Raw genomic sequence first — 14,589 nt, 5'->3', positions numbered from 1 at the left:
CGAGGGCGTCCGAGTTCACGAGACAACGGTGTCGTCGGCGTAGGCTTCAATCCCGTTCATCTTGTGACCGTTTAACCTGGTCAGGATCGGTTAGTCTGTCCGTCCTGCCGCGGAGCAGGGAAATCAGAGGCGGAGAGAAGGGCGTTTACACGGGTGGTGTCTAACGTGCCTAACACTGCTGCGGCTGGCCCATTGACGAGAACCGCAGCTGCCTGCTCGTTGGCGTTTTCTACAGTGAGGCCGTCAACATCTGCTACGTACGTTCGCAGATCCTCAATCGCAGCCGAAATAATCTCGACTTGGGCATCGCGGAGTTCTGCCTGTGCGTCTTCGCGCGAGAGGTTTTCTTCCTGAACACGTGTACCAATTTCTTCCTGAGCCTCCTGAATCTCTTCTTGTACATCAAGTGCAATCGTTGCGCGCGCCGCACCGTCATCATTGGCTCCGCCTTCTCCATCAGTAGTCTGTCCAGCTGCGTCACCGTCCGATCCCGAGAGATCACCGCATCCGGCAAGCCCAAGCGTTGATCCGGTTACGGCCGCCGCCAACACATTTCGCCGTAGTGTACTCATTACTTCCTCTTACTACTTGGCTCACTTGTCGGTTTCGTCAGGCCGGCCACTGCTTATCTCGTAGGGCGGTTCTTCGGCCTCACGGAACGGGACTCTTTCAGGGACTGTCATAGAATGACTCACGGACTACGAGTGCCATTCGCTTATCGAACATGTAGATCTGTTGAAATCCTCAGATAGTGTTATGTGGCTCTGTTGAAATCCTATTGTTCAGACATAATTCCATGTGAAACAGCCGGTGGATGAGAACTGCGTATCTTACTTCTCAACGATCAAACTCGTTATTTCCAACCAGATACGAACCATATAATAAGAGGGCAACAGGCACTAAAAACCCAAATATATCTGACCCTCGGTAGAAGTTAGCTACTGCCAAGCCTAGTATGGATACCTGAAGACCGATGATGCTCTTGTTTGCGCTCATCTTAATCATATTCTGTTCATTACAGATAATCTCTCGCCATCCCAGCCGGCCTCGTACTATATGGAGATCTGGTCTACTAGTGAGTATCCTGTAGTGACCGCAACCGGATTCAATATATCATTTTCTGAGGATTTCAACAGAGCCTGTTATGTTTGATTCTCCCTGCGGTCAGTACAGGTGAACCACGGATCGGTCAATACACACAAAAAATATATCGATCACGGGTGACCGACCGATATGCCCCTCCGTAACCGCCCGTTCGCAATCGCTGGCGGTGCTGCGCTCCTCAGTTGTATTGGCCTCGGCTATGCGTGGTACACTCTTAGTGGAATTCCCGCTGAACCCCGTGGCGACGGCTTTGTCGCGGGTATTGTCGCCGCGATTGGTCTTGGAATCGGACTCACAGGCCTGTTTGCGCTTGCGGAGGCGACCACGCTAGCGGCGGTAGTGCGTTTCGGCTCGCCGACGCGTCTTGCCCGAGCGTTCCTCAGTGCCGGCGCGGTCGTGGGCAGTGTCGGGACCGTCCTTCCACTGTTCATAGAACTTGCCCGACTTCCGAGCTCAGGTTCCCCGCTCACAACGCTTGCGGACCGCATGCTCCCGTTCGCCTTCGGCGGCTGGCTCCTACTCGCGGCGATCGGCATGCTCTGTTCTATACTGGGAGTTGTGTTCCATCTGTTTGATCGTATTCAGGAGAACCTGGGATCGACAGCGGCGTAGTCAGCCACGTCCGTCTCAAGTACTGGCCCGTAGCGTTTGGTATCCCGAGATGACGATAGGTAAGTACGCATTGTTCAGTGACCAGCTGTTTCACACGATATTCAGTCTGAACGAGAAGAGATAGGGCCAATCGCTCAGTTGCGACCTGATTGTAACTCGTCGCGAACGATCTGCCGAACGCGCTCTTCGTCTGTGACGGGGATCGCTTCTGGTTCCGAGAGTGGTGTTATCTCGTTGACGGCCGCCTCAAGGCGCTCGTCATCAGCCCCGCCGTAGAGGTAGAGATCGGCACGGTTCGTGTATGCGTTCTTCAGTGTCGAGGTGGCGATCCCGATGTCGTCGGCGACGTTCGCTTGGTCTTCGCCGGCGGCGACCCGTTCAATCCCGGCTCGAAGGCGAAGGAATGCTTCGACGTCGACACGGAGACGGCTCTCTTCATCGACTGTGAATCCGGTTGGCGGACGGCCAGTCCATTTCCCCGCGTCTTGTGCGGCCGCGATTCCGGAACGAATCCGTCGTAGCTTCTGTTTGTGCTCGATTTTTGCGAGGTCGCCGAGTAGTGAGGCAAGCATCTGCTTCACGGCTTGATCGACTTCGCTGCCGTCGACATCGATCGACAGACCGATTTCACGGTCACGTACGGACGTATCATACTCAATGGCGTGTTGGATGAAGTCGTGAATCTCTCCGCCGCCGAGACGCGATAGGCGGCTGATCTCATCCACTACGACAGCGTCGACGCCGTCCGTCGCGATTTCCGAGCGAAGTGTCTGGTACTGTTCGGCTTCGTCGGTCGCCGTGCCCGATATAATGTCGACAAACTCTACGATCTCAGCGTCGGGGTACTCCCGCTCGGCGAAGTCTCGAAGCTCGTGGAGTTGACGGCTGGCGTCTTGGTCGCTCGTCGAGACACGACTATAGATCGCGACAGTGTCCATACTTCTCGTTATCCACCATCGAGTATATAATAGACACATCTTTTTGAGAATTGAGAGAAGGAGTACCTTCTCGACGCAGTTTAACATTAGCTGACCAGCCCTCAAACAGAGATACATTAAATAATAAACTCAACACAGTCGTGAATTATACCTCTCCGCCATGACAAGGGCCTTGTTTTCAATCATCGCGATTCCACCCCCCTCGTCACGAGCATCAAATTAAGGCACGGATGCGTTATACCACGTCGGGGAGCGATCAAACTCGTTGTACCTTGGCTGATACTCAATCGCGTTGGAATTGTTAGCGTCCCTTCAAGTACACACTATCGTTCTGAATCTCGGTACAGAAGAACGACTCTACCGGGGGATCATCTTACAGGGTCGCGGAGTTCACACCACCTTAGCATTCTCCCTGCTATTTGATGAGAAAAACCGTTCTATCACACTCTGTAGAAAGACAAAATAATACTGTCAGATGGTAACTTATTTGTCAAAGGTTGATACAGAGTTAGAAAATGAGTGTCTGTTCGCATCGCGTACAAATGTTTGCCGATGGGTTCTCATGTTTCCTTGCGTTTGCGGTCCTCTCGGGTGTGGCAGCTGTTACGCCCGTCGCGGCTACTGACAGTGACGGCGACGGACCGACTGACACGACTGAGAACGACCTCGGCAGCGCCCCGAATGATCTGGATACCGACGGCAACAGAATAGCCGACAACGTAGAGACAACACGGCCGAAGAGCGACCTCAACGCTGCCATAGTCCCCGCTATTAACGAGAGTAATAGTGTACTGAATAGGCATGAGGTGAAAACCAAGGTGATTACTAAATGAGCGAACGTCTCGATGTGGCCTTGAGTATCGGCGTCGCTATCCTCGTGGTCACGTCGATGGTTATCCTCGGCAGCGTGGCTCTAGCAGCGCCTGTTACCGCACAGTCAGGCTCGGCGCCCCAGGTCACGGATACCGGGGCCGACCAGCCGCGCACGACCCCAGAAGATACCAACCTCACTATCACCGGCATCAGCGTAGCCGATGCCGATGCCCCAGATCCGACTAACGGCACTCTGGTCGCGATGAAGGCGGAATTCACCGTCAGCGGCGGCACGGTGGATCTTGCCAACACTAACGCGAGCGTCACCAACGGCACCGACGGCAGCGACACCGTCACGATCACTGGCTCCGTCGCCGAGGTCAATGACGCCCTCGGCGGCATGAACTTCACGCCCGAGGCGGATCAGAACAGCCAGCTCTCCGGCTATGATCCGACCATCGACATTACCTTTACCGACACCACCAACGACGATAACACCTCGTACACGGTGGACAACCTTGCGGTGACTCCCATCAACGACGCACCGGCGGTAAACCAGAGCAGCGCCACGGGCCTGACGGTCAGTGAGGGGGGCTCGGCCACCTTCGATGCGCCGAACTCATCCGGCCAGGGATTCACGCAGGACGAACTGGGACTAACCGAGATCGACAACAACCAGGAACAGACCGTCATCAAAATTGCTTCACTACCTGGGCAGGGCAGCCTCGAATTCAACGGCAACCCGGTTACCACCGGTTCGACCTTGGCCGCCGGGAACTTGGACAACCTCGCCTATGTCCATGACGGCTCTCAAGTCACCTCCCCCGACAACGACAGTTTCAATCTGACCTACGACGATGGGGCCGGTGGTCTGCTGGAAGATCAGCCGGTGACGGTCAACCTCGAACCGGTCAACCAACCGCCCAGCGTCGGTGGCACCGTCACGGTCATTGAGAACGAGACCGATGTACCCCTCGATAATAACGGAACGCTGCCCACTCTCGGGGGAAAACGTGGCGCGATCAACATCACCGACCCCGAGGGCGACTCCATCACTGAATTCACCATCGAGAGCCTGCCCACGGAAGGCGATCTTTACTACGACGGTACCTCCGTCGACGAGGGCGATGAGGTGGCTAATATCACTCAGCTCACATACAGCCACGATGGCACCGAGCCGGCACCGGACAGCTTCGACATCAACGTGACCGATGACGGCGGCGGTGCCGACAACCCGAAGACTGCCACGGGCACGGTTACCCTCGACATCCATCCGAATAACGACGACCCGGCGCTGACCACGAATGAGGAGCAAACCCTGAATTCGAACAGCAGCCTGACGCTCACCAATGATATGCTCAACCTCACCGATCCGGACTCGGCGGACGACACGCTGACGTACAACGTCACCGACGTGCCCAATTCGGCCGACGGCTACTTCGAGGTCGATGGTCAGAGATTGCAGGCTGGTGCCACATTTACCCAGGCCGATATCGACGCCAGTAACGTTCAGTATGTCACCAGGAATGTCCCGTCCGAGAACAGTACACGCGCGGACAGCTTCTCCTTCACCGTGCAGGATGGCGGGTTCCGCATCCTTCCCAATGTGCGCGAGGGCGGCATCTACGACACCGATGCCCAGAACAGCCCGCTGACCGAAAACACCTTCACCGTCAACGTCACCGATAGCGCAACTACGGGGACTGCGCCGGACTCAGACGCGCCGAAAAATACCCCGCCGTCCTTGGTCGGCAGCAATACGACTACTCTTCTGGAAGGTGAAACGGTTCCCCTGACACAGTCTATGCTGAACGCCAGCGACGACGAACAATCACCTAGTGAGATCGTCTATCGGCTCGAAACTTTGCCTGCCAGCGGTGATGTCCGCCTGAACGGAGACCGCTTGCGAGTGGGCCAGAGCTTCACCCAGGCGGATGTCAACGATGGCGAGGTCACCTTCGCCCATGACGGCGGCGAGAACTTCGTCGATTCCTTCAAGTACTCCCTATCGGACGGACAAGCGACCTCGCCCGATCAGACTTTCGACCTCGACGTCACCCCACAGAACGACCCGCCGTCGGCTAAGACGGACACCGCGTTCGTCAACGAGGAGCAGAATGTCACGCTGACGAGCACGAATGTCGCCCTGTCTGACCCCGACAACTCGGCCTCGGACAACGAGACCGGCTTTGCAGCCGATCAGAACTTGAGCTTCACCATCGACAGCCTGCCGAGCAACGGTACGCTCACGCTCGACGGCGCGGCGGTGACGGCGGGTGACAATGTTACCCAGGCCCAGCTCAAAGACGGAGCCCTCGAGTACACCCACGACGGCACGGAAAACTTCACCGACGACTTTGCTATTACCCCCGTAGATGATGCCGGCGTGAGTTCGGGGGATGCTACGGACACCAACGCCAACAGCACGGGCACACAGACCAGCGTGTCCATCGTCATCTACCCAATTAACGACCCGCCAGAGCCTGATTTTGTTTCGAAATCCCAGCTAACAACGGACGAAGCCGGCCCCGTGCTGGAAGGTGAGGCCGTCACCATCGGTGGTGCCACCGATTATGATACTATCAACAACGTGACGGGGTCCGGCGAGCCGACGCCCGCGGACGGTGCTCATCTGTCCTTCGGCGACAACGACAGCTCCAGCACCCAACGCCAGTACCGCATCAGAGACGCCCCGGCACATGGTCAACTCCTGCTGAACGGCAATCCGGTCGGCGTGGGCTCTTCTTTCACGCAGGCCGATCTGAATGACGGCAATATCCAGTACGAGCATGACGGCACCGAAGCCGCCACATACAACAACACCGACTCGTTCGACTATATCGTCAGTGACGGTGACTTTCAGGCCAACGACACAACCAACTTCCCCCAGGGTACGACGGCCACGCCGTCCACCTACAACATCGACATCACCCAGCGGAATGACGTGCCGGAACTGGATGCGCCCGGCTCGCTCGACGCCTTTGCTCCAAGTAACAACACCACGGATATTCCGGACATCACCGTGGATGACGTTGACCTCCAGGACGGAATCGATACGAACGAGACAGACTTCATGCGGGTCGAGCTCAGTGTGCGCGACAGCTCGGGCGACCTCGTCGACGCCGGGCAGCTCAACTACACCGCCACCGATCCGAGCAGCAGCAATGCCTATGTCTCCGGCAAGGGCACCGAGTCGCTCGTCGTCCAGGGCAACAAGGCCGAAATCGACGACGTGCTGAATTTGTCGACCGTTTCCTTCAGCACCAAAGCCAACGTCAATGCCGACGATTACACGATCCGCGTCATCGCCGACGACCGCCTCTACAACAGCAGCGGTACCCCCACCTCCGGCGCCAACGGCGGTCCCGCGCTCAACAACTCCGACGGCACGCCGATCAACGCAGCCAATAACCGTGTCACTCAGAATATCACGCTGCGCGCCTCGAATGGCAATGATGCGCCCACCATCACCAACACTAACACCTATAGCGTCAACGAGGACAGCCAGGTCACCTTGGATGGCTTCAACCTCAGTGACGTGGACAGCTTCGACAAGGATGTCACGGTCACCGTCGAGCTCTACAATGATAGCGAGCGAACCAATCCGGCGAATGCCGCAAACCAAGGCAGCCTGCGCCTGGGCGATACCACGGGCCTGACGTCATCGACAGGTGACGACAGCAATAACATCACACTGACCGGTTCGATCTCCGACGTAGAGGCCGCGCTCAACGACCTCCAGTTCGAGGGCGCTCCCGACTACAACGGCCCGGTCAATGGCATCGGCGAACTCTATCTGAAAACTACATTCGAGGACTTCGACCACGCCGACGGCCAGGAGACCGATGTGATGAACAACACCATAGAGATCATCCCGGTCAACGACCAGCCCACCCTGGACGTGCCGGCCAACCAGACCCTCGACAGCGGCAACAGCACCGCCATCAACGGCTTCAACGTGTCGGACACGGTCGACACCGATCAGGGGGCAGATGACTTCATAAGCGTCGACGTCGCGGCGACACTGGGCGGCGGTTCCGACGGCACGATCAACCTCACGTCTTCGGGTAGTGCTACCGTCACAGACAATGGCACTGCCACAGTCACCGTCAACGGCACGGCAGCGGACGTCCGGGCGACCCTGAACAGCATGGACTACGCCCCGGATAATCCCAACGTGGACGAAATCATCTTCATGAATGTCACCGCCGACGATCGGAAACCTGCCACGGGCAACGGCACCGGCACGGAAGGTGTCGGCGTGGACGGCAACAACACGGTCACCGACACATTCAGTATCGAAGTGTCTAAGACCAACAATGAGCCGTCGGTGAACGCTCCGTCCAACCGGAGCGTCGATGAGGACGCCAGCCTGACCTTCTCCAGCGGTAACAGCACTACATTCAACGTCAGCGATCCCGACGACTTCGGCGCTGACATGGAGGCGACCGTTTCGGTTGACCACGGCACCGTGACAGCCGCGAGCTCCGGCGCGTCGCTGGAAGGCAATGACACCGAATCACTGACCATCAACGGCACCGAGAGCCAGATCAATACCGCGCTTGACGGGCTGGTCTATACGCCCGATGATGATTTCCATACCAACGGGACCGCTGACCCGGATACCATCACGGTCAAAGTCGATGACCTGGGCAACACGGGCAGCGGAGGTGCTCTAAACGCCAGTGAATCAGCGACTATCGAGGTCAATCCGGTCAACGATCGCCCGGTCGCCTCCGGTGACCCGGAGAATGTTAACGCAACTGTCGAAAATCAGACCGGCACCCGTGAGACGTTGTCGAGCCTCCTCAACAGCACCTATGACGACGGGACAGACAATCAGACAGCAGATGGTGGCGGCGACACCTCAACCGCGTTCAGTTACGTGGCCATCACCGGCTTGACCAACTACACCACGTCGCAGGGCACTTGGCAGGTCAGCAACGGGAGTGAGGGCTGGATTGACGTGCCGGCCGATCTTAATGCGAACGACGCCCTGGTGGTCGATGCAAGCCGCAAGATCCGCTTCGACCCGGCTGCCGACTTCCACGGCACCCCAGGAACGCTGGACGTGCGTCTGGCCGATAACAGTACGGATCTTAGTTCAAATGTCAGCAACGGTGCTGGGGATCTCAAGGATCTGTCCGAAGTGGGCGGGACGGGCGAGACAGGGAGCTGGTCGACGGACAACGTATCGATCGAGACCCATGTCACGAACGAGAACGATCCGCCGTCCGCAACGGGTAATGCAATACTATCATCGGAAGAGGATGGCACAGCCGGTGACACAGTAATCGATCTATTTGATGGCGTGTTCGACGATAGTATCGACGATCAGACGGACATCACCGGTGGTGACGATAACAGCACCAGTCTGGGCGCTATCGCCATCGTCGGCAATGCCGCCAACGCGAGTTCCGAGGGCACGTGGGAGTACTCCACTGATAACGGTGGGAACTGGACCAATATTTCGCAGGAGGGGCTGGATGATACCAGCGCTATCATCCTGCCTACTAATGCCGAGCTGCGCTTCGTGCCGGTGAGCAACTACACCGGCACGCCGGGTGCTCTCGACGTCAGGCTGGCAGATGCGGAGCAGAGCTTCAACACCAGTGCGGATATCTCCGAGGCTGTAGGCGACGACCCGAACAACGACACCGACATCTGGTCGAATGTCACCAATCTAAATACGTCGGTTAGCCCACGCAACGACGCACCAGTCTTGGATGGCACCGGTACCTCGGCGACGGTTGACGAGAGCACGGAACCAAACAACGGCACCGCTCCCCAACAGCTGGTCACCGGCGCAAACGTCTCCGATATCGACATCAACACGACAGCCGGCGTAGACGAATTCGGTTCCGGAAACATCACAGTGTCGATGGACGACGGCGGCCAATCGTTCGACCAGCTTACGATCAACGACAGCAACCTGAATGGTATCGCCAGTGTGAGCGGCGGCAGTAACGGCAACGATCTGGTGGTGAATCTCAGTACCACAGCGACGACCGGTCAGGCGAACACCATCTTGGAGGCACTGCGCTACAACAGCAGCTCGGACACTTTTAATGGCACACGCAATATCACGGTCACGCTCAGCGACGGCAACAACGACAATGGCGGTGACAACGATGCCGGCGGCCCGGCTCTGAACGACACACTCTCCGCGTCGGTGACGATCAACGAGCGGAACGACCCGCCCGAGGCCTCGGACAACACCGTCACCGCGGATGAGGACACCACCTATACCTTCTCCGCGGGCGATTTCAACTACAGCCAGCCCGGCGGCGAGATGGACACGCTTGGTGAGGTGCGCATCAATACGCTGCCGGACAACGGCACGCTCAACCTCAGCGGTGCCCAGGTGGATGAAGACGATAACATCAGTCGGTCCAACCTCAACGATAGCAACCTGACCTACACGTCACCGGCCGATGAGAACGGCGATGGCTTCGCCGAGTTCAACTTCTCGGTGCGCGACAATCGTAGCAGCTCCTACACGGATGGGAACACACTGACAATCGATGTGGATGCGGTCAACGACGCCCCGTCGGCCAGCCCGTCGCAGAACTTCACCGTGAATGAAGATGACGGTGAGCAGACCGAAAACGACTTCATGGAATCGGTCGAGGAAGGCGGCGGCGCCGACGAAGACAGTCAGACCGTCACGTTCAACGTTTCCGATGTCAGTAACGGAACCAACTTCAACGCTACCCAACTGTTCGATACCCCGCCCAATTTCACGGATACGGACGGCAACGACAGCACGTTGAATTTCACACCGAGCCAGATATTGGCCGACGGTGAGAGCGAAACGGTGACAGTCACCGTGGACGTGACGGACGACGGCGGCACCGACAACGGTGGCAATGACACCGGCGCCGATCAGACATTCACCATCACCATCAACGGCGAGAACGACGCGCCGACAACGACCGGCCTGGACAACCGGACCAACGACGACGGTGAGGAGATATCGGGCATAGATACGTCGACGGAGTTCTCCAACGTCGATGCCACAGATACGCTGGAGTACTCGGCGACCGGGCTGCCGACCAACTTGACGATCAACTCGAGTACCGGCGTAATCAGCGGCACGATCAACGACTCGGCCTCACAGAACGGGACCTACAACGTCACCGTCACCGCCACCGACATTGACGACAGCGGTAATGAGACGGGCACGAGCGTGGACGCCTCGTTCAACTGGACGGTGAACAACCCAGCGCCGACGGCGACTGACAACAATGCCTCTGTGACCGAGGACGACTCAACTATCACCACCGGGAACGTTATCGATGATGACGACAACGACGGCGCAGACAGTGATCCCGAGGACCCGGTCAGTCAGTTGGTGGTTTCCGAAGTGAACGGCAGCGATGGGGATGTCAACTCGACGGTGACGGGTAACTACGGTAACGTGACAATTGAGGCCAACGGCACCTACACCTACAACCTGAACAACACCTTCACCACCGTCCAAGAGTTGGCCGCTGGCGAGACGCTAACCGACACCTTCGAATACACCTTGAGCGATCAAGAAGGCGGCACCGATACGGCGACGCTGACGGTGACCATCACCGGCACCAACGACCAGCCGGTTCTGGACACGGCGCTGCCGAACCAGACCGACGACGACGGTGACACGGTGAGCGTGGACATCTCGAACAACTTCTCCGACATCGATGCCAGCGACACGCTGACATACAACGCCAGCAACCTGCCGACCGGCTTGACGATCAACTCGAGCACCGGCGAAATCAACGGCACGATCAACGACTCGGCCTCGCAGAACGGACCCTACAACGTCACTATCACGGCCGACGACGGCAGCGGCAAGGCTAACGCCAACCAAACCGGCACATTCGACTGGACGGTGAACAACCCGGCGCCGAATGCGACCGATAATAATGCCTCGGTGAGCGAGGACGGGCCGACCAGTGCCAGCGGGAACGTTATCGGTGACGACGACGGAAACGGCATCGACAGCGACGACGACCCGGTCGGTCAGTTAGTGGTTTCCGAAGTGAACGACAGCGACGGGGATGTCAACTCGACGGTGGCGGGCAACTACGGCAATGTGACGATCGAGGCCGACGGCAACTACACCTACAACCTGAACGACACCTCAACGGATGTCCAGGAGCTGGCCGCTGGCGAGACGCTGAACGACATCTTCGACTACACTGTGAGCGATCAGGAAGGTGGCACTGATACGGCAACGCTGACGGTGACAATCACCGGCGATACGACCGCCCCGGAAGTGAGTATCGACCAGCCGACGGAGGGTGAGACGTTTGCCACCGGTACCGTTGCGTTCAACGCGAGCGCGAACGAAACGGGTGACTGGACATACAGCGTTGATGGCGCTGCCAACCAGACCGCCAGCGGCGGTGCCAACGGCACCCAGACGCTGAACAAAACGCTGACTCTCTCCGACGGCCAGCACAACGTCACGGTTTACGCCGCCGACGGCAGCGGCAACGTCGGCTCCGACACGGTCAACTTCTCCGTCGACACGACCCCACCAACAATTTCGAACGTCAGCGTCTCGAACCCAGAGGGCCGGAACGTCTCCGTTAGCTTCGAGAGCAGCGAAGAACTCAACAACATCAGCGTCAACGTCTCCGGCACTGAAGACGCCACGCTGACTGAGGAGGACTTCACCGACGACACCAACAACGGCACTTACTCCGCCACATACGAGGGCAGCAGCGACGGTACCTACAACGCGACGGTGGAGACGGCTGAGGACGGCGCCGGCAACGATGGTGCCACCGGACAGTCTGACGAGGTGACCGTCGACACGACCGCACCCGACATTCCGGACGACTCGTTCAATGTCTCGGAAGAACCCGGACAGAACGTGTTGGTGACGTTCAACAGCAGCGAAGAGCTGTCGAACATCAGCGTGGATCTGAGCGGGCCGGAGAACACGACGCTAACGGAGGACGACTTCATCTACGATGCGACGAACGGAACCTATACCGCGATCTATAACGGAAGCAGTGACGGAACCTACAACGCGACGCTGGAGACGGCCAAAGACAACGCGGGTAACGACGGTGCTGAAGACCAACAAGACACTACAGACGTAGATACGTCAACCGACGGTGGCGGTGGAGGTGATGACAGCGACGGTGGTGACGGTGACGATGGAGGCGATGACAGCGACGGTGGCGATGGAGGTGATGACAGCGACGGTGGCGATGGCAGTGACGGTGGTGACGGAGATGATGACAGTGACGGTGGCGATAGAGGCGATGACGGCGACGGAAGCGATGAGAGTGATGGAAGTGACAGTGGCGACGGAAGCGATGAGAGTGATGGAAGTGACAGTGGCGACGGAAGCGATGAGAGTGATGGAAGTGACAGTGGCGACGGAAGCGATGAGAGTGATGGAGATGACGGCGGCACGACCACGACGCCCACTCCACCCACGACTGAGGGGCCGAGTTCGACACAGCCACAAATCGGTGTCGAACCAGAGCGAGTCCAGTTCGAGAACGACACGGTCGGAGAGCCCCAGATCCGGAGCATCGTGGTGAGGAATCTGGTAACTTCGAACAGCACACTCGTCATTGAGGAGACCACAATCACTGGGCGACATCCCAGCGAGTTTGCTGTGGTCAACGACAGCGACGCCCCGTTTACCCTAGCTCCGGGCGAGCGCCGTGAGATCTACATCCGGTTTACTCCACGGACAACTGACGAGCGGCAGGCACAGCTCCAGATTGTCAGCAACGCGAGGGTCTCACAGATTGACGTCTGGCTCTCGAACACCGGGGCATACCTCGTCGTACAGGAAGTTGGTGTCGACACAGATACTGACGACAGAACGGTCAATATTGAAGGAAAATACATTCCCGAGAATAGCAACTACCTGGTCAATACGTCACGTCCGAGTATTACTGGTCGCCCGGCGAACATTGAGGAAACCAATATGACTGTGACCCGAACCGGTAACTTCAGTATGAATGTAACCCACTCAACAGACCCAATTCGGTCGGATGCCGTGGTCACAGAGCCAGACAGGTCAGCAGTCCAGTACGTCTCAGTAGACTACACCGTACCGAGTGAAACCTTCACGGATACGTCGTTTGTCTTCAAGGTACAAAAATCGGCAGTGCCGGCGGGAACTGAGCCTGATGAGATCTCATTCGAACGGTACTCCGATGGCGAGTGGCGCACGCAGAATGTCACGCTGGTCTCTGAATCTGATTCTGCCTACCGATTCCGTGCCACGACGAACGGGTATTCGCAGTTCGTGGTTACTGGGCCTACCATCGAAGACAGCGGGTGTGAGATGTTCGGGATCGATTACGGATCCTTGGTCATCTGTTGGTACTGGTGGCTTCTTATACCACTCGTGGGCCTGTTGCTCGTCGTGTATCCCATCTGGCAGCGGGGTATGATGGGACAACTCCTCGAGATACAAAACGACGATACCGGTGGTGAGAAAGATGAGTGAGCACTCCGACACCCTTGCCGATGGCGTCCGATGGGGGAGTCGGATCGCCGTAGCGGGTATTATCATCGCAGCGCTGTCTCTAGCGGTCTCCGTCGTCGGCATCGGTTCGGCTAGCCCGCTATACTGGGCTGGGATTCTCCTCTCGATTATCGCAGTTACTGGGGCCGCAATTTATGAAGCGCAGTACTCAGCTGTCCGCCAGGCCGGAGGGGTAATCTCGGCGATGGTCGGTGTATTCGTGTTCGGGTACGGCATTGAGAACCAGACCGTCCTGATTGTGCTGTTCGGTGCGTTTATACTCGTCGGCGGTGCCCTTGCGGTGATTCTCAACACACAGCGGACGGAATGAGCTGGCCGTTTGGTATGCGGAGTACTGTCGGATTCAGCACTTTTGGGATGGAGCTCCCGACCTCAAGAAGCGAACGGAATGAGTAGGTAGGTCGGGGAAGTAGCTGACATGTACGACATAACTGCCACATAGCGACTGACCAAATCCTAAGCAGGCTCTGTTGAAATCCTCACTAGGCAAGATATTCCGACTTGGTTCCGGTCAATACAGGACGCTCATAGATCGCTCGTACGTGTTTAGCCCGAGATCGATTTCGGTACTCTCTCCTAGGAGCCGTTTGAGAGATATCGTAGATCGATGCA

7 protein-coding genes are annotated in these 14,589 nt (G+C 57.7%); 4 read left to right on the top strand and 3 right to left on the bottom strand.

Translation table 11 applies throughout. The features are described 5' to 3' along the window. Positions 1-80: 80 nt before the first annotated feature. Positions 81-572, bottom strand: coding sequence for a hypothetical protein (locus EXE46_RS11770; protein WP_241981549.1), 492 nt, complete (start codon positions 570-572; stop codon positions 81-83). A gap of 265 nt (positions 573-837) precedes the next feature. Continuing rightward, positions 838-996 (bottom strand): hypothetical protein, encoded by a 159-nt coding sequence (locus EXE46_RS16865; RefSeq protein ID WP_158413949.1) that lies wholly within the window; start codon positions 994-996, stop codon positions 838-840. 237 nt (positions 997-1,233) lie between these two features. On the opposite strand from EXE46_RS16865, the gene EXE46_RS11765 reads away from it, so the two are divergent. Further along, positions 1,234-1,716 carry a hypothetical protein gene (locus EXE46_RS11765; RefSeq protein ID WP_137688584.1) on the top strand — a complete coding sequence of 161 codons (483 nt, stop codon included), beginning with the start codon at positions 1,234-1,236 and terminating at the stop codon, positions 1,714-1,716. A 134-nt stretch (positions 1,717-1,850) separates the two neighbouring features. Here the strand turns inward: EXE46_RS11765 and EXE46_RS11760 are convergent, their stop codons facing one another. Continuing rightward, positions 1,851-2,654 (bottom strand): recombinase family protein, encoded by an 804-nt coding sequence (locus tag EXE46_RS11760; protein WP_137688583.1) that lies wholly within the window; start codon positions 2,652-2,654, stop codon positions 1,851-1,853. Between the two features lie 515 nt (positions 2,655-3,169). Between EXE46_RS11760 and EXE46_RS11755 the strand changes: the two genes are divergently transcribed. From EXE46_RS11755 to EXE46_RS11745, 3 genes are read left to right on the top strand one after another with little or no spacing between them, the layout of a single operon-like run. After that, entirely contained in the window at positions 3,170-3,487 is a 318-nt protein-coding gene (locus EXE46_RS11755; RefSeq protein ID WP_137688582.1) for a hypothetical protein, read from the top strand. Then, positions 3,484-13,938 carry a cadherin-like domain-containing protein gene (locus EXE46_RS11750; RefSeq protein WP_137688581.1) on the top strand — a complete coding sequence of 3,485 codons (10,455 nt, stop codon included), beginning with the start codon at positions 3,484-3,486 and terminating at the stop codon, positions 13,936-13,938. The genes EXE46_RS11755 and EXE46_RS11750 overlap by 4 nt, the downstream gene beginning before the upstream one ends. Next, positions 13,931-14,287 (top strand): hypothetical protein, encoded by a 357-nt coding sequence (locus EXE46_RS11745; protein WP_137688580.1) that lies wholly within the window; start codon positions 13,931-13,933, stop codon positions 14,285-14,287. Before EXE46_RS11750 ends, EXE46_RS11745 begins: the two co-directional genes overlap by 8 nt. Positions 14,288-14,589 lie beyond the last annotated feature (302 nt).

It is taken from the genome of Halorubrum sp. GN11_10-6_MGM, from assembly GCF_005435165.1.
Lineage (GTDB): Archaea > Halobacteriota > Halobacteria > Halobacteriales > Haloferacaceae > Halorubrum.
This window is presented reverse-complemented; position numbering and strand designations above follow the sequence as displayed.

Bases quoted from the DNA above. Each gene is read 5' to 3' on its own strand.
- EXE46_RS16865 (WP_158413949.1), bottom strand. From the start codon at position 996: ATGAGCGCAAACAAGAGCATCATCGGTCTTCAGGTATCCATACTAGGC.
- EXE46_RS11760 (WP_137688583.1), bottom strand. From the start codon at position 2,654: ATGGACACTGTCGCGATCTATAGTCGTGTCTCGACGAGCGACCAAGAC.
- EXE46_RS11770 (WP_241981549.1), bottom strand. From the start codon at position 572: ATGAGTACACTACGGCGAAATGTGTTGGCGGCGGCCGTAACCGGATCA.
- EXE46_RS11745 (WP_137688580.1), top strand. From the start codon at position 13,931: ATGAGTGAGCACTCCGACACCCTTGCCGATGGCGTCCGATGGGGGAGT.
- EXE46_RS11765 (WP_137688584.1), top strand. From the start codon at position 1,234: ATGCCCCTCCGTAACCGCCCGTTCGCAATCGCTGGCGGTGCTGCGCTC.
- EXE46_RS11750 (WP_137688581.1), top strand. From the start codon at position 3,484: ATGAGCGAACGTCTCGATGTGGCCTTGAGTATCGGCGTCGCTATCCTC.
- EXE46_RS11755 (WP_137688582.1), top strand. From the start codon at position 3,170: ATGAGTGTCTGTTCGCATCGCGTACAAATGTTTGCCGATGGGTTCTCA.